The organism is Salegentibacter salarius (genome assembly GCF_900168265.1).
Lineage (GTDB): Bacteria > Bacteroidota > Bacteroidia > Flavobacteriales > Flavobacteriaceae > Salegentibacter > Salegentibacter salarius.
This window is the reverse complement of the sequence record NZ_FVZF01000015.1, coordinates 62396-82930: the sequence shown is the minus strand read 5'-3', so window position 1 is coordinate 82930 and position 20535 is coordinate 62396. Positions and strand designations below refer to the sequence as shown.

The following is a 20535-nucleotide window of genomic DNA, read 5'->3' as shown; positions in this document are numbered from 1 at the left end:
CTATGGGGCATTAATCCAAGTTTCCCTGGGCTATTCCCCGCTAAAAGGTAGGTTGTATACGCGTTACGCACCCGTGCGCCGGTCGTCATCAGAAAAGCAAGCTTTCCTATGTTACCCCTCGACTTGCATGTGTTAGGCCTGCCGCTAGCGTTCATCCTGAGCCAGGATCAAACTCTTCATCGTTGTTTCTTAAATATAATTACAACAATCAATTGTCTGTACTCAAAGATGACTTATCTAGTCTTAATTCTAAATTATTTGTATCATTTCTCTCTCGAAAAATGTACGCGCTGTCAATTCAATAAATCAATGAACTTCCCCGATCTTACTCGGGATATTCTTGTCGAAATTAAAGGACTCGAACCTCTCTATTCTCTTACCCACCCGGGATTTCTTTTCAATATTTCTGGGAACTTGTTTGCGCTGTAAGCGGCTGCAAATATACAATGCTTTTTCTTTATCCGCCAAATCTTTTTTAGAAAAATTTTTGACTTTTTTTTTAAAGCTTTCCATTCTCAAAAGAACTTCAAAACAACTGGCGTTTTAATTAAAAACCTTCGCTGTTTTTGCGGCTGCAAATATACACCCTCTTTTGATTCTGGCAAGTAAAAAATAAATTTTTTTACTTTTATTTTTTTAAAGCTTTATTTCCTTAAAAAATCACCGTATCCCAATATGCAATGAACTTCCCACTTTACTCCCCAACCCTCGTTGTGTCTCAAAGCGGGTGCAAATATACTGCTGTTTTCTTCCCCCGCAAGCCGCAAATAACTTTTTTTTAAAGAAAACTTAAAACTAAACTATAACTCTCTCTAAAAAAGGAACTTGTAAGATAAAAAATTTTAAAGAAATATTGGCGAGACAAAAGTGAATGTTTCAGCATAAAGAAAAAGTACTCCTTTTTAATATTTCAGCAATAAATATTCTCCTTTATATATAAGTATATTGCGCAGGCAAAATCAACCTATTATCTTTGCGCTCATTAAAACTACATATACATGATTAAGGTAAGCTTGCCCGATGGCAGTATAAAAGAATTTGAAAAAGGTACCACTCCAATGGATGTTGCTAACAGCATTAGCTCTGGACTGGCCCGAAACGTAATTTCAGCAAAATTCAACAATAATATTGTAGAAGTTTCTACGCCGTTAACAACAGATGGCAGTTTAACCTTATTTACCTGGAAAGACGATGAAGGTAAAAAAGCCTTTTGGCATTCTACCTCTCACGTGATGGCCCAGGCGATAGAAGAAATGTATCCAGGTTCTAAATTAACCATTGGACCGGCCATTGAAAATGGATTCTATTATGATGTAGATTTTGGTGAGCACAAGATTTCTGAAAACGATTTTAAGAAGATCGAAGAACGAATGCTTCAAATTGCTCGCGAAAAACATGATTTCAAACTTCGTGAAGTTTCTAAAGCTGATGCCCTCTCCTATTATAAGGAACAAAATAATCAATTTAAAGTTGAATTAATAGAAAACCTGGAAGATGGCGAGATCACTTTCTGCGATCACGACAACTTTACAGATCTTTGCCGAGGAGGTCATATTCCAAATACCGGCTTTATTAAAGCGGTAAAGTTAATGAGTGTTGCCGGAGCTTACTGGCGCGGCGATGAAAACAATCCGCAGTTGACTCGTGTTTATGGAATTTCATTTCCGAAGCAAAAAGAATTAAAAGAATATTTAGAACTGCTTGAAGAAGCTAAGAAAAGGGATCACCGTAAGCTTGGGAAAGAACTTGAGTTATTTACTTTTTCTCAAAAAGTTGGACAGGGACTTCCATTATGGCTACCAAAAGGAGCTGCTTTAAGAGAACGACTGGAAGATTTCTTAAAAAAGGCACAGAAAAAAGCAGGTTACGAGATGGTGGTAAGTCCGCATATTGGTCAAAAAGAACTTTATGTAACTTCAGGCCATTATGCTAAATACGGCGAAGATAGCTTTCAGCCAATTCATACACCTCACGAGGGTGAGGAATTTTTATTAAAACCTATGAACTGCCCTCATCACTGCGAGATTTATAACGCTAGCTCCTGGAGTTACCGTGATCTTCCAAAACGTTTTGCTGAATTTGGCACCGTTTATCGCTACGAACAAAGCGGGGAATTACACGGATTGACCAGAGTAAGAGGTTTTACGCAGGATGATGCTCATATTTTTTGTACTCCAGATCAATTAGATGAAGAATTCAAAAAAGTAATAGACCTTACCTTATATGTATTCGATTCATTAGGTTTTGAAAACTTTACCGCACAGGTTTCCTTAAGAGATCCGGAGAATAAAGAAAAGTATATAGGATCTGACGATGTTTGGGAAAAAGCCGAAACTGCCATAATTAATGCAGCTAAAGAAAAGGGTCTTAATTATGTTGTTGAAACCGGTGAAGCCGCATTCTACGGTCCTAAGTTAGACTTTATGGTGAAAGATGCACTTGGCAGAAGCTGGCAACTTGGCACCATTCAGGTAGACTACAACCTGCCAGAAAGATTTGAACTTAGCTATAAAGGAAGTGACAATGAGACACACCGTCCGGTAATGATTCACCGTGCGCCATTTGGTAGTATGGAACGTTTTATCGCTATATTATTGGAACATACAGCCGGTAACTTTCCATTATGGTTGATGCCCGAGCAGGCTATGGTGCTCTCAATCAGTGAGAAATATGAAAAATACGCCCAAAAAGTTTTAACTTTGCTGGAAAATAACGAAATTCGCGCTTTGGCGGATAACCGAAATGAAACCATTGGGAAGAAAATAAGGGAAGCCGAAATGAACAAATTCCCATATATGTTGATTATAGGGGAACAGGAAGAACAAGATGGTACGGTTTCTGTACGAAAGAGAGGGGAAGGCGATATAGGCACTATGCCAGTAGAAGACTTTGCCGAAATTATAAATAAGGAAATTAAAAAAACGTTGAAGACGTTTGAAGTTTAACCAAAAATAGATCAGCCATAGCAATACGTAGAAAAAAATCGAAGAGACCGCTTAGAGCAGTCAAAGAGGATCAACACCGGATTAACCAAAAAATCAGGGCAGAAGAAGTTCGTCTTGTAGGTGATAATGTAGAAATGGGCGTTTACCCAACTAAACAAGCATTATCTATAGCCGAAGAATTAGGCCTGGATTTGGTAGAAATATCTCCAGATGCTAAACCACCAGTGGTGAAAGCTATGGATTATAAAAAGTTTCTTTACGAACAAAAGAAGCGCGAGAAGGCTATGAAAGCCAAAGCGAGCAAAGTTGTGGTAAAAGAAATACGTTTTGGTCCTAATACAGATGATCACGATTACGAATTTAAAAAACGTAACGCAGAGAAATTTTTAAAAGACGGAGCTAAATTAAAAGCTTTTGTATTTTTTAAAGGACGTTCTATCGTTTTTAAAGATAAAGGTGAAATTCTACTGCTAAGATTAGCGCAAGATCTTGAAGAACTTGGAAAAGTAGAACAAATGCCAAAGCTGGAAGGAAAACGTATGACTATGTTTTTATCTCCCAGAAAAGCAAAATAGTATAATAAGAGAGTTATAATATAAAAAAGAGGATAACATGCCTAAAATGAAGACAAAATCTAGTGCTAAAAAGCGTTTTAAGCTTACCGGTACTGGGAAAATAAAAAGAAAGCACGCGTTTAAAAGCCACATCTTAACAAAGAAGTCTAAAAAACGTAAGCTAGCCTTAACGCATAGTACATTAGTACACGATGCAGATAAGGACAATGTTAAACTTATGTTGCGTTTAAAGTAACAATAAGCTCTTAACGGTTTAATTAATTTAAAAACCCTGGAGTTGGGCAACACTTCGACTGCGCTTAGTGTGACGGTTTGAAGTTTAAGTTAAAAGTGTCGATTATCGACCGCCTGCTACAAAACACATAAAAATATGCCAAGATCAGTAAATTCAGTTGCAAAAAGAGCCAGAAGAAAAAAGGTTCTTAAGCAAGCAAAAGGTTACTTCGGACGTCGTAAAAACGTTTGGACAGTAGCAAAAAATGCGGTTGAGAAAGCTATGCTTTACTCATACAGAGACCGTAAAGTAAAGAAGCGTAATTTCCGTTCACTATGGATTATGCGTATTAACGCTGCAGCCCGTGAACACGGTATGTCTTATTCTCAATTTATGGGAGCTGCCAAAGCTGGTGGAATAGGTTTAAACCGTAAGGTACTTGCCGATTTGGCAATGAACCATCCAGAAGCTTTTAAAGCAATTGTAGATAAAGTAAAGTAATTACAAATTAGTTATACTCTCTTATTTAAAAATCCGGTTCTTTATTGAACTGGATTTTTTTATGCTTTTATTTTCTTAGGATATTGAATTATCGAATACTTTCAAAGTTTCTTAAAAAATGACCTTCAATTTTTTTGCCACTAATACACAAATATTCTTATAGAACTTATTAGTGAATTCGTGGCTTCTTTATTCCCTACACAGTTCCCTGCAACCGTAATAAACTTAAACCCCGTAAAGGTTTAAAACCAATTTTCGAGAACCTCCATTATTTCTATGCTCTGCCAAATAAATTCCCTGCCAGGTTCCCATATTTAATTTTCCATTGGTTACAGGGATCTGAAGTGAACTACCCAACAAGGAAGCCTTAATATGTGCCGGCATATCATCTGGACCTTCTAAAGTGTGTTTATAATACGGCATTTTTTCCGGAACCATTTCATTAAAATGACTTTCGAAATCTTCACGCACAGTAGGATCGGCGTTTTCGTTAATAGTTATTCCTGCTGATGTATGTTTTATAAACACATTTAATATTCCTGACTTGATTTCTTTTAATTCCTCCAGTTGACTTTCCACTTCTTCGGTTACCAAATGAAATCCTCTAGACCTCGCTTTTAATTTTATTTCCTTCTGAAAAAATTTCATAGTTACTTCTTGTTATTTTCTTTTAGATAAATTCCTGTTGCAGTTAAAATTCCGACTGAAATTAATAATAGTCCATATACCGAAGAAGGCAATCTAATTACACTAGTCAAATATAATATGAGAAATACCACTAAAATCAAATTGACGATACTTAGAATTTTCAACAAAAGACTTAGTTTCATCTTAGGTCTTCTGTGGTTTTTTCTTTGCTGCTGGAAAAAGTACATTATTTAAAATTAGTCTATAGCCCGGTGAAGTTGGGTGTAAATCAAGTTCGGTCTTTGGATCCCCTACCCTATGCTGATAATCTTCAGGATCGTGGCCTCCGTAAAAAGTAAAAAATCCTTTTCCTTTTATTCCGTGAATATAACGAGCTTCGCCATTTAATTTACTTTCTCCCATCACCAAAACATTGGCTTTAATATTATCTGGATTATAGGCTGTTGTTTGGCCCATAAATCCTTTAACCAATCGAGTGTGGTTCTGAGTTAACATAGTTGGTACCACATCCCATTTTGCTGAAAAATCCATTAGGGTAAAATAATCAGTTTCCTTCGGAATATTTCTTTTAGCAGTCATATCTATAGAAGAAAACTCGTAAACCATTGGGCTTCGTTCCAGGGTAAAATCGGTAAACGCGAAAGTATTACTAAAATCTATTTTAGATTGATAACCGGGTTCACTGGGATCACCATCAAACATAGTTTCGGCAATATCTACTCCTTTTGCAGCGAGGGCAACATCAAAACTATCGGTAGCGCTGCACATTGCAAACATAAAGCCGCCGCCAACAACATAATCTCTAATTTTTAAAGCAACATCCCGTTTTTCTTCGGAAACCTTATTATATCCTAACTTCTGTGCTAAGGCTTCAGCTTCTTCTTTTTCCTGAATATACCAGGGCGTAGTTCTAAATGTTCTATAGAATTTCCCGTACTGGCCGGTGAAATCTTCGTGGTGTAGGTGTAACCAATCATATAAAATGAGCGCATCATTTAATACGGCTTCATCATAGATGGTTTCATAAGGAATTTCGGCATAAGTAAGTGCCATAGTCACCGCATCGTCCCAGGGTTTATTTCCCTGTGGAGAATACACCGCAATTTTTGGGGCTTTCTCTAGTACCACAGTCTCCATATTCTGTGAAGGACTACTGATTTCTTCTAAAATCGACTGGGTTTTATCATCACTTATTATTTCAAAAGAAACTCCACGTATTTGGCATTCTTTACGTAATTCTTCTGTGTCTGAAATTAAAAAGGAACCACCGCGATAATTCAGCAACCACCTAACTTCTAACTCTTCTTGTAAAGCAAAATAGGTTATTCCGTAGGCTTTTAAATGATTCTTTTGAGAGTCTCCATCCATAGGAATAAGCAATTGTGATGCTGAAACCCTAAAAGAATTTAAAGCCAGGAAAACAAAAAAGACCAGAAAAACGGTAAATTTCCCGCTTTTCTGGTCTTTTAAAACAATATCATTAAACTTAGTCTTACTTATTTTTTCAGAATTTTTAGAATGGAACTTCGTCATCGTCGTCATTATTAAACCCACTATTCATTGAACTACCAAAAGCTTCGTTCGCACTTGGGTTAGGCAGGTTTGGCGAGCCAAACTCATTCTCTTCATTCTCGCCGGTATTCATTTTGGAATGATATTCAAAAGGCGAATCGAACTCTTCTAAGTTATCAAATTTACCAAGATGACCAATAAATTTAAGACGTATATTTTCCAGTCCACCGTTCCTGTGCTTGGCTACAATAAATTCACCCTGCCCATCGGTTGGTGTTCTTTCTTCATCGTCCCATTCTTCAATTTTATAGTATTCTGGACGATAAATAAAGGATACGATATCGGCATCCTGCTCAATCGCTCCAGACTCCCTAAGGTCAGAAAGCAATGGTCGCTTACTGCCACCCCTGGTTTCTACCGCACGCGATAGCTGAGAAAGTGCAATTACCGGGACGTTTAATTCTTTAGCCAAAGCTTTAAGGTTACGGGAGATAGTGGAAATTTCCTGCTCCCTGTTTCCGCCACCTTTTTGGCTTCCACCGGCCGTCATTAACTGTAAATAATCAATTACAATAAGTTTGATTCCGTGTTGAGAAGCCAACCTCCTGGCTTTTGCCCTAAGGTCAAAAATAGAAAGTGAAGGCGTATCATCTATAAACAAAGGAGCATTTTCAAGATCTTTTACCTTTACGTTAAGCTGCTCCCATTCGTGCTTTTCAAGGTTTCCTGTTCTTAGTTTTTCTGAAGATAGTCCGGTTTCCGAAGAAATTAATCGGGTAATTAGCTGTACTGCCGACATCTCCAAAGAGAAAAATGCCACCGGCATATTCTGGCCTACAGAAATATTCCTGGCCATAGATAATGTAAGCGCCGTTTTACCCATACCTGGACGCGCCGCAACAATAATAAGGTCACTGGGCTGCCAACCTGAGGTTAACTGGTCTAACTTATCAAATCCTGAAGGAACACCACTTAAACCTTCTTTATTCGAGATTTCTTCAATTCTATTCTTCGCCTGGATCACCAAACTTTGAGCAGTCTCGGTAGATTTTTGAATATTCCCCTGAGTTACTTCATACAATTTAGCTTCAGCGCTATCTAAAAGGTCAAAAACATCGGTAGATTCATCGTAAGCTTCCTCAATAATTTCGTTTGAAATCTTAATAAGGCTACGCTGAATATATTTCTGAAGAATTATACGGGCATGAAACTCAATATGTGCAGAGGATGATACTTTTTGGGTTAACTGAATCAGGTAATAATCGCCACCAGACTTTTCAAAATTACCTTCTTTCTTTAATTGGTTAGAAACGGTTAATAAGTCAATCGCCTCTGTATTTTCGAAGAGCTTATGTATTGCTTCAAAAATTAATTTATGGGAATTTTTATAGAAAGCATCAGGGCTTAGGATATCAATTATTTCATCTACCCCTTTTTTATCTATCATCATCGCCCCTAATACAACTTCTTCTAAATCAACAGCTTGTGGCGGAAGCTTACCTTTTTCAAGGCTAATAACATTACTTTTTTTTGCCGAAAATTGCTGCGGGGCGGTCATTTTATCCATATTACGAAAGTATAAAATTTGTTAAGAGCATCTTAATATTAGATCGGTTACTTAATTAACCGGTAATCAACAATTCACCTGTTGAAAACTTAATAATAGTGTTGATAAGTGCAAAAAAAACCGAAACCAGGGTTTCGGAAATTAATTAGGTTATGATATGTAAGGTCTTAGCCTTTAAAAACCCCCATATCTAAATACTTATCCATTCTCTTATTTACTAGATCTGTTGGTGATAAGTTTTTAAATTTATCATATGCTTCTAAAATTGCATTTTTAACCGTATCAAAAGTCTCTTCTCTATTACTGTGAGCACCTCCAACTGGTTCCTTTACAATCTCATCTATAAGCTTTTGTTTTTTCATATCCTTGGCGGTAAGTTTTAAAGCATCTGCCGCTTGTTCCTTATACTCCCAGCTTCGCCAAAGTATAGAAGAACAAGATTCAGGAGAAATTACCGAATACCAGGTGTTTTCAAGCATCATCACTTTATCTCCAACACCAATTCCCAAAGCACCACCACTGGCTCCTTCACCAATAATAACAACAATTACCGGCACTTTTAGCCTTGTCATTTCAAGAATATTTCGGGCAATAGCTTCTCCCTGGCCGCGCTCTTCAGCTTCCAGACCCGGATATGCACCCGGAGTATCCACAAATGTCACTACAGGAAGACCAAACTTCTCTGCAGATTTCATTAAACGTAAAGCTTTGCGGTAACCTTCAGGATTTGCCATCCCAAAATTTCTATACTGTCTGGTTTTAGTATTATAGCCTTTTTGCTGACCAATAAACATAAAACTCTGGTCTTCAATTTTTCCAAGACCACCAATCATCGCTTTATCATCTTTTACATTTCTATCACCGTGAAGTTCTAAAAACGTATCACCGCAAATACCATTAATGTAATCTAAAGTATAGGGACGGTTAGGATGCCTGGAAAGTTGAACCCGTTGCCAGGCCGTTAAGTTCTTATATATATCCTTTCGGGTAGCCTTTAATTTCTTCTCGATTTGCCTGCAGGTAGCCGTAACATCAACATCGCTCTCTTCACCTATGTTACAGGCTTTTTCGTACTGCTCTTCCAACTCTTTAATGGGTAATTCAAATTCTAAATATTCCATAAGTTGTTATGGTTTGTTTTTTATTAGCCTACAAATATAACAAACTTTAAAAGGAAGAATTATACTGAAAGTGCATTAAATTTTTAGAAATTTCTTCAACTACCTCTTAGCCCTGTAAAGTAGAAAAATAGCAAGGACGCCAAAGCTGATATTTGGAAACCAAACCGCAATTAATGGAGAGAAGGTAGATTGCTCTGCCATGGTGCCAAAAACTTTATCGAAAAATATAAATATAAAAGCAAGCGTAATCCCAACGGCTAGGTTAACGCCCATTCCCCCACGCCGTTTCATAGAAGATACAGCCACGGCAATAATCGTTAAAATAAATGCTGAAACCGGGATACTCCATCTTTTATAAGCGACCACCAGGTATCTATTAATATTTCCAGACCCTCTGCGACGCTCTTGTTCTATAAATTCGTTTAGTTCGGTATAATTTAGAGTTTCAGCGATATAGGTTTCAGGGGTAAGTTCATCAAATTCAAATGGCAGTATCGTATCCAGCGTATTTTGATGAAAAATAGAATCTCCGTTAACCCCAACAATACGTTTATCTACATTTCTCAAAGAATAAGTGGTGTCTTCCTCGTTAAACCTTAAACTAGAAGCGCTAATTTTAAATTTAAGCTCGTTACCTTCAAAATGCTCCAGGGTGAAATTTCGTGCCGATTTCCCTATAGGTTGAAAATGGCTGGCATAAATAAACTCATTGTCGTTTATTTGCCGGTAAACGTCCCTGGTCTCCTGGGTTTGCTCGTTCTTCTTGAGATATTCGTACTTAAATTCATTAAAACCTTTACTGGCTTTAGGCGCCAGGAACATTCCAAGAAATAAAGCTAAAACACAAACAATACTGGCACCAATAAGATAGGGTCTTAGAAATCTCCAAAAGGAAACACCACTACTTAAAAAGGCTATAATCTCGGTATTATTAGCAAGTTTCGAGGTAAACCAAATCACCGATAGAAATAAGAAAAGTGGAAATAATAAATTGGCAAAATAGATCGTAAAATCTACATAATAAAGCGCCACTTCTATAAAAGGCACTTCATTATCCAGTATTTTACCAATTTTTTCGGCAAGATTTACTGTGATCCCAATTGGTATAAATAACAACAGCATCAGGAAAAATGTTCCCAGATAGCGTTTTAATATGTACCAATCTAATATTTTCAAGGTTTACAGTCTTTTGTCCATTTGTTTTACCATCATATTCTTCCAGGTGGTAAAATCTCCAGCTAAGATATGTTTTCTGGCTTCACGCACCAACCACATATAAAACCCGAGGTTATGAATTGTAGCAATTTGCTTGCCGAGAAGTTCATTCACACTAAATAAATGCCTAACATAAGCTTTGCTGTATTCGGTATCTACAAAAGTGATTCCCATTTCATCTATTGGAGAGAAGTCGTCTTCCCACTTTTTATTTTTGATGTTAATAGTACCGTGGGCCGTAAAAAGCATTCCGTTACGGGCATTCCTGGTTGGCATCACACAATCAAACATATCTACTCCCAGTGCAATATTTTCCAGGATATTAATAGGAGTTCCCACGCCCATTAAATATCGCGGTTTATCCTCCGGAAGAATTTCAGTAACAACTTCTGTCATCGCGTACATTTCTTCAGCAGGTTCTCCTACCGAAAGTCCGCCAATTGCATTACCCTCTGCTCCAACTGAAGCGATATATTCGGCAGATTGTTTTCTTAAATCTTTATATGTACTCCCCTGGACAATTGGAAAAAGCGTTTGATCAAATCCATAGAATGGATCTACTTTCTCCAGATGATTTACACATCTATCCAGCCATCTATGCGTCATATGCATAGAGCGTTTCGCATATTTATAATCGCAGGGATAAGGGGTGCATTCATCAAAAGCCATAATAATATCGGCCCCAATAGCACGCTGAATTTCCATTACGTTCTCTGGAGTGAAAGTATGGTATGAACCGTCTATATGAGATTTGAATTTTACACCTTCCTCCTTAATTTTTCTCCTATCAGAAAGTGAATATACCTGGTACCCGCCACTATCGGTTAAAATATTTCTATCCCAGTTCATAAACTTATGTAACCCCCCGGCTTTCTTAAGAATTTCGGTTTGTGGACGTAAATAAAGGTGGTAGGTATTTCCTAATATAATATCGGGATTAATTTCTTCTTTAAGTTCCCGCTGGTGCACTCCTTTTACCGAAGCTACGGTACCAACAGGCATAAAAATAGGAGTTTCAATCTTACCGTGATCGGTTGTAATGGTCCCAGCACGGGCTTTACTACCGGCATCGGTACTCAACAAATCAAATTTCATAGTGTATTTTAAGTGAGTGCAAAGATACTCAAGTAAACTACCTTTAGGCAAACCCACGAAGCATTTTTTTGTTTTCGAGGCATCCCAATTTACAGGGACGAAACATTTAAATCACGATTATCGAGTAAATATTAGGTAAACTATCTCGGGGCAAGCCCACGAGGCATTCTTTGGAAACAAATTTTTAATTTCGAGGCAAGCCCCGGGGTATTATACCCTTTGGCGGTGCCAATAAAAGAAGTTAAAACGGGAAATTGTTAGTTACTTGAATAGTTTTCTTGATAACTGACTCGCAACCACTTTGACAAAGCTTTATAAAAACCTATTTTTGTGGCTATTATTTTAACAACACAATTTTACTTTAATGTCAAAAATCAAAGAATTAGAAGATTTTGCCACCCAGGTTCGCCGGGATATTTTAAGGCAGGTTCACAAAGTGAATTCGGGACACCCGGGAGGTTCGCTTGGTTGCACAGAATTTTTCACCGCTTTGTACCAGGGCGGGATTATGGAGCACAAGCCCGAGTTTAATATGGACGGGAAAGAAGAAGATATTTTCTTCCTTTCTAACGGCCATATTTCTCCGGTATTTTATAGTGTTTTAGCCCGTAGCGGTTATTTTCCTGTAGATGAATTGAATACTTTTCGCCTTATTGATTCCAGGTTACAAGGTCACCCTACCACACACGAAGGCCTACCGGGAATTCGCGTAGCTTCAGGTTCTCTGGGTCAGGGAATGTCAGTCGCTCTTGGAGCTGCTCAAGCTAAAAAGCTAAATAAGGATAATCATTTGGTATTCGCCCTTCTAGGTGACGGGGAATTGCAAGAAGGCCAGAACTGGGAAGCTATTATGTATGCTGCCGGAAATAAAGTAGATAATCTTATTGCTACGGTAGACCTTAACGGCCAGCAAATAGATGGAAGCACCGAGACCGTTTTACCTATGGGTAATATGAAAGCTAAATTTGAAGCTTTTGGTTGGGATGTGATGGAGATTGAAGATGGTAACGATATGCAAAAGGTAATTGATGGTTTAACCGAAGCAAAATCTCGCACCGGAAAAGGAAAGCCGGTTTGTATACTTATGACTACGGTGATGGGTAACGGCGTAGATTTTATGATGCATACCCACGCCTGGCACGGAAAAGCGCCTAATGATGAACAATTGGAAACCGCGCTTACACAAAATCCTGAAACTTTAGGAGACTATTAAAATAGATTTCTGACAAAGTGGAAATTAAAACAACATAGATTTCCGCCTGCGCGGAAATGACAATAAAATTTAGAATGAAAACATATATAGATACAGGAAAGAAAGATACCCGCTCCGGTTTTGGTGCAGGACTTACCGAACTTGGCAGAACCAACCCTAACGTAGTAGCACTTTGTGCCGATCTTGTGGGATCTCTTAAAATGCAGGATTTTATAGATGAAAATCCAGAGCGTTTTTTCCAGACGGGAATTGCTGAAGCCAATATGATGGGAATGGCTGCCGGCCTTACCATAGGCGGGAAAATTCCTTTTGCCGGAACTTTCGCCAATTTTGCAACAGGTAGAGTTTACGACCAGATTCGTCAATCTATCGCATATTCAGGTAAAAATGTAAAGATCTGTGCTTCTCACTCTGGAGTTACCTTAGGAGAAGATGGTGCCACACACCAGATCCTGGAAGACATTGGCCTTATGAAAATGTTACCGGGAATGACGGTAATTAACACTTGCGATTTTAACCAGACCAAAGCAGCAACTTTAGCAATTGCAGAACACGACGGCCCGGTTTACCTTCGCTTTGGAAGACCAAAAGTAGCCAATTTTACTGCCGAAGACCAGAAGTTTGAGATTGGAAAAGCAGTTCATTTATATGAAGGCGAAGATGTAACTATTATTGCTACCGGCCATTTGGTGTGGGAAGCGATACAGGCTGCACAGAAGCTTTCAGAAAAAGGAATTAGTGCTGATGTAATTAACATTCATACGATTAAGCCTTTAGATGAAAAAGCCATCATCAGGTCGGTTAAGAAAACCGGATGTGTGGTAACTGCCGAAGAACACAATTTCCTTGGCGGACTTGGAGAAAGTGTTGCGCGTACTTTAGCCGAAAATAATCCTGCACCACAAGAATTTGTGGCCACTCAGGATACTTTTGGAGAAAGCGGAACACCAGAACAATTAATGGATAAATACGGACTTAATGCGGAAGCAATTATTAAGGCCACAGAAAAAGTATTAAAGAGAAAATAGAAAATCTTTTTTAAGTATTTTAAGGGGCTATTTTAAAAGTTATTAAAATCGTCATCCTGAATTAATTTCAGAATATAATATGTTTATTTTTAAAACATGTTAGAAGCTGAAACAAGTTCAGCTTGACGAGACAAGACTTTTTAAATAGCCTCTTTTCATTATAAATAGAATAATGGGCACTATTTGTGCGTTATCAAAACCTAACATAAAACAATCTACTATGAAGAAATTAATGTTTATCGCTGTTTTTCTGTTTTCCTCTATAGGACTTATGGCACAGGAAGCAGATTTTGGAATTAAAGGAGGTTTCAATTATGGAGCTACCGGCGATCTTGAAAGAGAAAGTGCGGTTAACGATCTTGATGATATTATAGAAGGAAAAGAAAAATCTGGGTATCACATTGGGCTTTTCAGCCGATTCCAGATTGTCGGAATTTTTATTCAGCCAGAATTAATGTTCACTCGTTTGAACACCGAATATGAAAATTTCGATTATAAAATCGATAAAATAGATGCTCCAATTTTGCTGGGAGTAAATGTTATAGGACCTCTTAATATAAAAGCCGGGCCCTCATTTCAATATATTATAAATAACGAGCTAGAGGATACCACGCTTAAAATTGGTGATGTTGAAAAAGATATTACCGTAGGTTACCAGGTAGGCGCAGGCATAAATCTTGGGCGCTTAGGTTTTGATGTGAGATATGAAGGAGCGTTTACTGAAAACACTGCTTTTAGCGAAGATGCTCAGGATAACTTTTCGATAGATTCAAGACCATCTCAATGGATTTTGAGTTTGTCTTATGCTTTTTAAATTAGATTAGAAGAAGCTGACAAAATAAAAAAGGCTGTTCGAAAAGTTTTTTGAATCGTCATTCTGAATTTATTTCAGAATCTAAGATGTTAATAATCGTAACAAATTAGAAGCTGAAACAAGTTCAGCTTGACGAAATTAGACTTTTCGCACAGCCTTTTCTCTTATAATAATTAACCTACCTATTGAAAGGTGTCTGGATCTAAATAATCCGGAGTTCCATTTCCGTTAGCATCCGGAAATTCTACACTACCGTCTTCATTTATAATTATTTCATCGCGGGTTGGAGTACCATCACCATCATCATCTGGATCAGCAAAATTTGGGGTTCCATCCTCATCGGTATCATCGTCTAGAATATCGTTGTTTTCATTAAGGTCTTCCATCCAGCTAGGAATCCCATCACGATCGTGATCGGCTTCGTTTACTCCTAATAACTGTACATTAAAAATCAAAGGGCTGTAAGGTGGAATACTGGGTTGAGAGCTTGAAAAATATCCTAAACCTGAAGGAAAAATAAGTGCTCCAATTCCGTAATCATCATTAAAATCTACGGTGTTATCAGGATTAACGGTATAACCGGTAGCACCTTTAAATTCTACAATTCCTGCAGAAAAGCCTTTAATTAAGGTAGTAAGATCAAACCAAACCGGAGTACTGGCATTATCAAAAGCACTAAGATTTAATAGTTCTCCCCGGTAATTAACCAAAGTAGAATCGGTGAATTTAGGTTGTTGCCCTTCCCCTTCTCTTACTTTAAGAACATACATATTATATTCTACATCATTATTCACCACCGTTTTCATCTCGAGGTTTTCTTCTTCAGAAAGCGGCGTTTTATCGGCATTTTCTCCGGCTATAGTATCAAACCTAACCATATAATCAAAATCATCAGAAGGGTTTTCAAACTCCTCATAATTGTAGAAATGGGTGTCCAGGAAATTATTAATAGAATCTTCATCAGCTATAGCCTGCTCTTCAGGATCCCTTTCTTCGAATTCGGGGGCATTTCCGTTATCATCTTCGTCACAGGAAATTAAAGTTAAAGCTGAAATAAAGCTTAGAATAAAAAATTTGTTTAATTGCATTGTCTCTATTTTTGGCGCGCAAGATACAATATTCTTGTATTTTTGTTTAAGAATAACGCAGTTTTAAAGGAGAGATTTTATGAGAGTTGACAAGTTTTTATGGTGCGTAAGATATTTTAAAACCCGCAGCATTGCCACCAACGCATGTAAGCAGGGAAAAGTAAAAATGGATGGCACCAGTGTAAAGCCTTCTAAAGAAGTTTTTCCAAATGATAAACTTAGCGTACGCAAAAATCAAATAGATTATCAAATTGAAGTTTTAGACCTTCCCGCCAGCCGGGTCGGCGCTAAATTGGTTAATCTTTATCTAATAGATGTTACACCAAAAGAGGCTTTTGAAAAACTGGAGCTTTTAAAGTATTCTAAAGATTATTACCGCAAAAAAGGAACCGGCAGGCCTACCAAAAAAGATCGTCGTGATATAGACGATTGGTTTGAAAATACAGATCCCAATCCAGATGACATCAAATCGTAGTTTTTCTAATGAATTCTGGTCTCAACGTTATGAGCAGAACCAAACCGGCTGGGATATTGGTGAAATTTCCAGGCCGTTAAAAGCGTATATAGATCAGCTGGAAGATAAAAACCTAAAAATATTAATTCCGGGAGCCGGAAACGCTTATGAAGCAGAATATTTATTTAAACAAGGTTTCAAAAATGTTTACGTTGCCGATATTAGTGAAAAGCCACTTCAGAACTTAATAGCTCGCGTACCCACTTTTCCCGAAAACCAATTGCTGAATATTAATTTCTTTGAAATTGAAGATAAGTTTGATCTCATTTTAGAACAAACTTTCTTTTGTGCGTTACCAATAGATTCCAGAAAGAATTACGCCTTGAAAACCGCTGAACTCTTAAAGCAGAATGCTCTATTAAGCGGATTACTTTTTAGTTTTCCTTTGACAGAAGACGGACCACCTTTTGGCGGTAGTAAAGAGGAATATTTAACGTATTTTAGTCCGTATTTTGAGATTGAAATTCTTGAAACTTGTTACAATTCCATCAAACCAAGGCAGGGAAACGAATTGTTTTTTAAGTTTAGAAAGAAATAGGGATGACGCTAGAAGAAGATCTCTTACAAGTAATTAAAAGCCTGTATTGAATTCCCATATTGGGATTAAAATTATCAAGAAAATGAAAGAACGTGTACTTATTTTAAATCACGACCAAATTCAGCATAAAATAAAACGCATAGCCTACCAGGTTTATGAAAGTAATATTGATGAAAAAGAAATTATCCTGGCCGGTATCGCTAATAAGGGCTATCAGTTGGCTACACACTTAAAAGAAGCTTTGGAGAACATTTCACCACTTAAAATAAAGCTTTGTGAAGTTCATGTGAATAAGAAAAATCCGCTGGAAGAGATCACCACTTCGCTTGAGCCTGAAATTTACCGCGATAAATCGGTTATCCTTGTGGATGATGTATTAAACTCGGGAACTACCTTAATTTATGGGGTAAGACACTTTTTAAATGTTCCGCTTAAACAATTTAAAACCGCTGTTTTAGTAGATAGAAATCATAAGAAATATCCGGTAAAAGCAGATTTCAAAGGAATTTCCCTTTCTACCTCTTTAAATGAAATGGTTAAGGTTTCTTTTGAGCCCAATAAATTTAAAGCCGAACTTTTATAGCCGCTCCATAATTTGAGCTACAATAGTTTCAGGAGTTTTCTCATCTACAGTGATACTCATATCTGACTGGCTATAATAGTAAGCCCGTTCAAAAAGATGTTTTCTAATAAATTCCTCTAAAGCTTCCCTGGTTTCGAGATGACTGATTACCGGGCGATGAATCTTTTCAACAAAAAGCCTGTCAGTTAAAGATTGGATGGAAGCTTTTAAATAAATGCTCGTAGTATCTTTTTGCTCGCAAATTCGCTCAAAATTATTTCCATAACAAGGAGTTCCTCCGCCTAATGAAATGATCATATTGGAAGTATCTTCTAAAATATCATCCAAAATCTGCGATTCTAACTTTCTAAAAAATAACTCTCCTTTATCTTCAAAAATATCGTTGATACTCTTCCCTTGTATCACTTCTATTTGATCATCGAGATCTACATATTTGTAATTCAGTTTCTTAGCGAGCATTTCGCCTATTACCGATTTACCTGAACCCATATAGCCGGTTAAAAATATTTTCATTGTTAAAGTACTTATTATTAGGAAGATCCAAATCTAATATAAATTTATCTCAATTTAGGCTTGAAAAATAAATTAATGAATGTATATTTGCACCCGCATTCGCAAAAAGACGGATGCTTTTTATTGATCTGGTAGCTCAGTTGGTAGAGCATCTCCCTTTTAAGGAGAGGGTCCTGGGTTCGAGCCCCAGCCAGATCACTTTTAAAGTTCAGATTTTGTTGGGCGAGAAGTTTATTCCGATTTAAGCGATAGCGAAATATCGGAAAGCCTCAGCCAGATCACTTTTTAAGTTCAGAATTAAAATATTGAAAACCGATCTGGTAGCTCAGTTGGTAGAGCATCTCCCTTTTAAGGAGAGGGTCCTGGGTTCGAGCCCCAGCCAGATCACATTTTTTTAAGTTCAGATTTTGTTGGGCGATAAGTTTATTCCGATTTAAGCGATAGGGAAATATCGGAAAGCCCCAGCCAGATCACATTTTTTTAAGTTCAGAATTCTTAACTCGTAGAATTCGATTTCTTGCTACAGCCCTTGGAAATTTACTTTTTCCAGACTTGTTTTAAGCCCGGGTGCTGGAACTGGTAGACAGGCATGGTTGAGGGCCATGTGTCCATTAGGGCGTGCGGGTTCGACTCCCGCTCCGGGCACTTTCAAATTACTTACCCTACTATTTTCTTAATCAAACCAAAAAACTTATAAGGCGGATACTTTAAAGGTATATCCAGTTTTGTTGAAGAATTCACCACTCCCCTTTCGTGTGTAAAAGCCAGGTAACTTTCTTTGCCGTGATATTTCCCCATCCCGCTATTCCCAACGCCGCCAAATGGTAATTTATGGTTCGCCACGTGTATAAGCGTATCATTAATACAGGCACCGCCAGAACTTGTTTCCTGCAGCATTCTTTTTGCAGTTTTATCTTTTCCGAAATAATAAAGTGCAAGTGGTTTCTCATTCCCATTAACATAGGATATAGCTTCTGTGAGCTCTTCAAATTCCATCACCGGTAAAATAGGCCCAAAAATTTCTTCCTGCATAATTTCATCTTCAGGATCTATATTGTTTAAAATTGTAGGTTCTATATATTTTTCCTCTAAATCTATTTTTCCACCATAATAAATATCTCCGTTAAGGTATTTCTTTAAACGATTCATTGCCGCAGGGGTTACAATTCGGCCGTAATAATTACTATTGGCAATATTTTCTCCCAACATTTCTTCAAAAGCCTTAGAAATTTCAGCTAAAAGATCTTTCTTAACTTCTTTATGAACTAACAAATAATCTGGAGCAATACAAGTTTGTCCTGCATTCATAATTTTCCCCCAGGCAATGCGCTTCCCGGCGATCTTTAAATTTGCATCTTTATTTACAATACAAGGGCTTTTACCTCCCAACTCCAATACAACCCTACTCAAATATTCAGCGGCAGCTTTCATCACTATTTTACCAACGGTTGGACTGCCGGTAAAAAACATGATATCAAAAGGAAATTTAAACAACTCCTGGTTAGCATCCTTTCCACCCTGAACTACCGTAATATATTCGGAAGAGAAATGTTCTGATATCATTTCTTCAATAACCTGTGCTACATTTGGAGTATCTGGCGAAGGTTTTAAAACCGCACAGCAACCGGCAGAAATCGCTCCAATTAAAGGATTAAGTGTAAGCTGAAAGGGGTAATTCCAGGGTGCAATTATTAAACCAATGCCCAAAGGCTCGAAATAGATCTTTGAGCGCGAAGGTTTAATTTGTAGAGGTGTGCCTACTTTCTTTGGTTTCGCCCAGCTTTTTAAATTCTTAATATGATAATTCAGTTCTTCTATAAGCAGGCTGGTCTCTGTAAGAAATGCTTCCTCTTTAGATTTATGTAGGTCTTCCCACAAAGCTTCATTCACTTTATCTTCATACTGAAGAACAGCTTTCTTTAGTTTCTTTAACTGCTGAAGCCTAAAATCTATACTTTTTGTTTCCTGAGAAGCGAAAAAAGTTCTTTGCTTCTTATATATTTCGGCTATATTTTTTGCTGAAGTTTCTTCCATATCCTTATCTTTTTCGGCCTTTAAATTCATCCATAGTTTTATACACCCCAATTACCCTTCCTACAAACCAGTCGTAAAACCAGATAGGAAAAAGTCCCTGAGAAAATCTTACAAAACGCATACTCCACGGCATACTTAAATAAATTCTATTATTTTCGATGGCCTTAATTATCCTTTTAGCCACTTTATATTGATCCAGAATAGGAATGTTAGATTTTACGCCATCAAACATTCCTGTATTTATATAATATGGAGTTACGGTGGTAACCCCTACCCCGGTTTTAAGTTGTTTCATCTCCAAACGTAAACTATCAGACCAACCGGTGGCAGCCCATTTACTTCCTGCATAGACAGCCATTTTAGGATTGGAGACCAGGCCTGCCGAGGAAGTGATATTACAAATATGCCCTTGTTTCCTTTCCATCATCCCGCTTAAAAAAGTTCGCGCAGGTTGCATGGGAGCAATGGCATTTACATTCATGACCTTTTCTATATTTTCCGAAGAATTTTCGTGAAAATAACCTCCAAATACAATTCCCGCATTATTTATAAGAATATCAACGGGACCAATTTCATCTTTTACCTGTTTTGCAATTTCGTGAATCCAGGCAGTATTAGTAATATCTACGGTATATCCATAAACTTCCCCGAACTCATCAAATTCTTTAAGGGTTTGCTGTAAATTAATCTTATCTACGTCCCAGATTACTAACTTACTACCACGTTGCAGTACTTCGCGTCCCATTAATTTACCAATGCCAGATGCACCACCGGTTATAAGCACAATTTTAGAAGAAAACTTCGTCATAAAATTTAC

Annotated in this window: 20 protein-coding genes, 3 tRNA genes and 1 rRNA gene; 13 read left to right on the top strand and 11 right to left on the bottom strand. The window is 37.4% G+C overall.

The genetic code is table 11. The annotated features are described in order from the left end of the window. Positions 1 to 183 (bottom strand): 16S ribosomal RNA (locus B5440_RS09785); the annotation flags it as partial. An 815-nt stretch (positions 184 to 998) separates the two neighbouring features. Here B5440_RS09785 and thrS point away from each other — a divergent pair. The 4 genes from thrS to rplT all read left to right on the top strand — a co-directional run bounded on the left by thrS (position 999) and on the right by rplT (position 4235). Beyond that, positions 999 to 2945, top strand: a complete 1947-nt coding sequence (gene thrS, locus B5440_RS09775; protein ID WP_070053372.1) for a threonine--tRNA ligase — start codon at positions 999 to 1001, stop codon at positions 2943 to 2945. A gap of 23 nt (positions 2946 to 2968) precedes the next feature. After that, on the top strand, positions 2969 to 3520 hold the full coding sequence (gene infC / locus B5440_RS09770) for a translation initiation factor IF-3 (protein WP_079711114.1): 552 nt from the start codon (positions 2969 to 2971) through the stop codon (positions 3518 to 3520). 37 nt (positions 3521 to 3557) lie between these two features. Beyond that, entirely contained in the window at positions 3558 to 3755 is a 198-nt protein-coding gene (gene rpmI, locus B5440_RS09765) for a 50S ribosomal protein L35 (RefSeq protein WP_037319922.1), read from the top strand. A gap of 135 nt (positions 3756 to 3890) precedes the next feature. Beyond that, the gene (gene rplT / locus B5440_RS09760; protein ID WP_057481181.1) at positions 3891 to 4235 is read left to right on the top strand and encodes a 50S ribosomal protein L20; all 345 of its coding nucleotides are present in this window, start codon (positions 3891 to 3893) and stop codon (positions 4233 to 4235) included. A gap of 225 nt (positions 4236 to 4460) precedes the next feature. On the opposite strand, the gene B5440_RS09755 is transcribed toward rplT, so the two are convergent. From B5440_RS09755 to tgt, 6 genes are all read right to left on the bottom strand, one after another. Next, positions 4461 to 4883 (bottom strand): secondary thiamine-phosphate synthase enzyme YjbQ, encoded by a 423-nt coding sequence (locus B5440_RS09755; RefSeq protein ID WP_070053373.1) that lies wholly within the window; start codon positions 4881 to 4883, stop codon positions 4461 to 4463. Between the two features lie 183 nt (positions 4884 to 5066). Then, positions 5067 to 6416, bottom strand: a complete 1350-nt coding sequence (locus B5440_RS09750) for an asparagine synthetase B (protein ID WP_232755985.1) — start codon at positions 6414 to 6416, stop codon at positions 5067 to 5069. Next, the gene (dnaB, locus tag B5440_RS09745) at positions 6397 to 7962 is read right to left on the bottom strand and encodes a replicative DNA helicase (RefSeq protein ID WP_070053374.1); all 1566 of its coding nucleotides are present in this window, start codon (positions 7960 to 7962) and stop codon (positions 6397 to 6399) included. Before dnaB ends, B5440_RS09750 begins: the two co-directional genes overlap by 20 nt. A 167-nt stretch (positions 7963 to 8129) precedes the next feature. After that, positions 8130 to 9083 carry an acetyl-CoA carboxylase carboxyltransferase subunit alpha gene (locus B5440_RS09740; protein WP_070053375.1) on the bottom strand — a complete coding sequence of 318 codons (954 nt, stop codon included), beginning with the start codon at positions 9081 to 9083 and terminating at the stop codon, positions 8130 to 8132. A 99-nt stretch (positions 9084 to 9182) separates the two neighbouring features. Further along, positions 9183 to 10259, bottom strand: coding sequence for an LptF/LptG family permease (locus B5440_RS09735; protein WP_070053376.1), 1077 nt, complete (start codon positions 10257 to 10259; stop codon positions 9183 to 9185). Positions 10260 to 10262: 3 nt separating this feature from the next. Next, on the bottom strand, positions 10263 to 11393 hold the full coding sequence (tgt, locus tag B5440_RS09730; protein ID WP_070053377.1) for a tRNA guanosine(34) transglycosylase Tgt: 1131 nt from the start codon (positions 11391 to 11393) through the stop codon (positions 10263 to 10265). A 364-nt stretch (positions 11394 to 11757) separates the two neighbouring features. Between tgt and B5440_RS09725 the strand changes: the two genes are divergently transcribed. From B5440_RS09725 to B5440_RS09715, 3 genes are all read left to right on the top strand, one after another. Further along, on the top strand, positions 11758 to 12606 hold the full coding sequence (locus B5440_RS09725; protein ID WP_070053378.1) for a transketolase: 849 nt from the start codon (positions 11758 to 11760) through the stop codon (positions 12604 to 12606). A 74-nt stretch (positions 12607 to 12680) separates the two neighbouring features. Then, positions 12681 to 13634 (top strand): transketolase family protein, encoded by a 954-nt coding sequence (locus B5440_RS09720; protein ID WP_070053379.1) that lies wholly within the window; start codon positions 12681 to 12683, stop codon positions 13632 to 13634. Between the two features lie 220 nt (positions 13635 to 13854). Beyond that, on the top strand, positions 13855 to 14448 hold the full coding sequence (locus tag B5440_RS09715; protein ID WP_070053380.1) for an outer membrane beta-barrel protein: 594 nt from the start codon (positions 13855 to 13857) through the stop codon (positions 14446 to 14448). Positions 14449 to 14630: 182 nt separating this feature from the next. Here B5440_RS09715 and B5440_RS09710 read toward each other — a convergent pair whose 3' ends face one another. Continuing rightward, positions 14631 to 15536 carry an FKBP-type peptidyl-prolyl cis-trans isomerase gene (locus tag B5440_RS09710; protein ID WP_070053381.1) on the bottom strand — a complete coding sequence of 302 codons (906 nt, stop codon included), beginning with the start codon at positions 15534 to 15536 and terminating at the stop codon, positions 14631 to 14633. Positions 15537 to 15615: 79 nt separating this feature from the next. Here B5440_RS09710 and B5440_RS09705 point away from each other — a divergent pair, with 79 nt between their 5' ends. The 3 genes from B5440_RS09705 to B5440_RS09695 all read left to right on the top strand — a co-directional run bounded on the left by B5440_RS09705 (position 15616) and on the right by B5440_RS09695 (position 17171). After that, entirely contained in the window at positions 15616 to 16011 is a 396-nt protein-coding gene (locus B5440_RS09705) for an RNA-binding S4 domain-containing protein (protein ID WP_070053382.1), read from the top strand. Continuing rightward, positions 15971 to 16588: a class I SAM-dependent methyltransferase gene (locus B5440_RS09700; protein WP_317039366.1), complete on the top strand. Its 618-nt coding sequence runs from the start codon at positions 15971 to 15973 to the stop codon at positions 16586 to 16588. The genes B5440_RS09705 and B5440_RS09700 overlap by 41 nt, the downstream gene beginning before the upstream one ends. Before the next feature lie 82 nt (positions 16589 to 16670). After that, positions 16671 to 17171 carry a phosphoribosyltransferase family protein gene (locus B5440_RS09695; protein ID WP_070053384.1) on the top strand — a complete coding sequence of 167 codons (501 nt, stop codon included), beginning with the start codon at positions 16671 to 16673 and terminating at the stop codon, positions 17169 to 17171. On the opposite strand, the gene B5440_RS09690 is transcribed toward B5440_RS09695, so the two are convergent. Then, the gene (locus B5440_RS09690) at positions 17166 to 17684 is read right to left on the bottom strand and encodes a shikimate kinase (protein WP_070053385.1); all 519 of its coding nucleotides are present in this window, start codon (positions 17682 to 17684) and stop codon (positions 17166 to 17168) included. The two genes, B5440_RS09695 and B5440_RS09690, sit on opposite strands and share 6 nt — an antisense overlap. A gap of 125 nt (positions 17685 to 17809) precedes the next feature. On the opposite strand from B5440_RS09690, the gene B5440_RS09685 reads away from it, so the two are divergent. The 3 genes from B5440_RS09685 (at position 17810) to B5440_RS09675 (ending at position 18329) form a co-directional block, all read left to right on the top strand. Beyond that, a tRNA-Lys gene (locus B5440_RS09685) sits at positions 17810 to 17882 on the top strand. 116 nt (positions 17883 to 17998) lie between these two features. Further along, positions 17999 to 18071: transfer RNA gene (locus B5440_RS09680), tRNA-Lys, on the top strand. A gap of 174 nt (positions 18072 to 18245) precedes the next feature. Beyond that, positions 18246 to 18329: transfer RNA gene (locus tag B5440_RS09675), tRNA-Leu, on the top strand. A 12-nt stretch (positions 18330 to 18341) separates the two neighbouring features. Here B5440_RS09675 and B5440_RS09670 read toward each other — a convergent pair. Continuing rightward, on the bottom strand, positions 18342 to 19748 hold the full coding sequence (locus B5440_RS09670; protein WP_232755986.1) for an aldehyde dehydrogenase: 1407 nt from the start codon (positions 19746 to 19748) through the stop codon (positions 18342 to 18344). Then, a complete protein-coding gene (locus B5440_RS09665; RefSeq protein ID WP_070053386.1) occupies positions 19723 to 20526 on the bottom strand; it encodes an SDR family oxidoreductase in 804 nt (267 codons plus the stop codon). The genes B5440_RS09670 and B5440_RS09665 overlap by 26 nt, the downstream gene beginning before the upstream one ends. Positions 20527 to 20535 lie beyond the last annotated feature (9 nt).

Excerpts from the sequence above, each read along its gene's own strand:
- thrS (WP_070053372.1), top strand. The coding sequence starts at position 999 with ATGATTAAGGTAAGCTTGCCCGATGGCAGTATAAAAGAATTTGAAAAA.
- rpmI (WP_037319922.1), top strand. The coding sequence starts at position 3,558 with ATGCCTAAAATGAAGACAAAATCTAGTGCTAAAAAGCGTTTTAAGCTT.
- rplT (WP_057481181.1), top strand. The coding sequence starts at position 3,891 with ATGCCAAGATCAGTAAATTCAGTTGCAAAAAGAGCCAGAAGAAAAAAG.
- B5440_RS09755 (WP_070053373.1), bottom strand. The coding sequence starts at position 4,883 with ATGAAATTTTTTCAGAAGGAAATAAAATTAAAAGCGAGGTCTAGAGGA.
- B5440_RS09750 (WP_232755985.1), bottom strand. The coding sequence starts at position 6,416 with ATGACGAAGTTCCATTCTAAAAATTCTGAAAAAATAAGTAAGACTAAG.
- dnaB (WP_070053374.1), bottom strand. The coding sequence starts at position 7,962 with ATGGATAAAATGACCGCCCCGCAGCAATTTTCGGCAAAAAAAAGTAAT.
- B5440_RS09740 (WP_070053375.1), bottom strand. The coding sequence starts at position 9,083 with ATGGAATATTTAGAATTTGAATTACCCATTAAAGAGTTGGAAGAGCAG.
- tgt (WP_070053377.1), bottom strand. The coding sequence starts at position 11,393 with ATGAAATTTGATTTGTTGAGTACCGATGCCGGTAGTAAAGCCCGTGCT.
- B5440_RS09725 (WP_070053378.1), top strand. The coding sequence starts at position 11,758 with ATGTCAAAAATCAAAGAATTAGAAGATTTTGCCACCCAGGTTCGCCGG.
- B5440_RS09720 (WP_070053379.1), top strand. The coding sequence starts at position 12,681 with ATGAAAACATATATAGATACAGGAAAGAAAGATACCCGCTCCGGTTTT.
- B5440_RS09715 (WP_070053380.1), top strand. The coding sequence starts at position 13,855 with ATGAAGAAATTAATGTTTATCGCTGTTTTTCTGTTTTCCTCTATAGGA.
- B5440_RS09710 (WP_070053381.1), bottom strand. The coding sequence starts at position 15,536 with ATGCAATTAAACAAATTTTTTATTCTAAGCTTTATTTCAGCTTTAACT.
- B5440_RS09705 (WP_070053382.1), top strand. The coding sequence starts at position 15,616 with ATGAGAGTTGACAAGTTTTTATGGTGCGTAAGATATTTTAAAACCCGC.
- B5440_RS09695 (WP_070053384.1), top strand. The coding sequence starts at position 16,671 with ATGAAAGAACGTGTACTTATTTTAAATCACGACCAAATTCAGCATAAA.
- B5440_RS09690 (WP_070053385.1), bottom strand. The coding sequence starts at position 17,684 with ATGAAAATATTTTTAACCGGCTATATGGGTTCAGGTAAATCGGTAATA.
- B5440_RS09670 (WP_232755986.1), bottom strand. The coding sequence starts at position 19,748 with ATGAATTTAAAGGCCGAAAAAGATAAGGATATGGAAGAAACTTCAGCA.
- B5440_RS09665 (WP_070053386.1), bottom strand. The coding sequence starts at position 20,526 with ATGACGAAGTTTTCTTCTAAAATTGTGCTTATAACCGGTGGTGCATCT.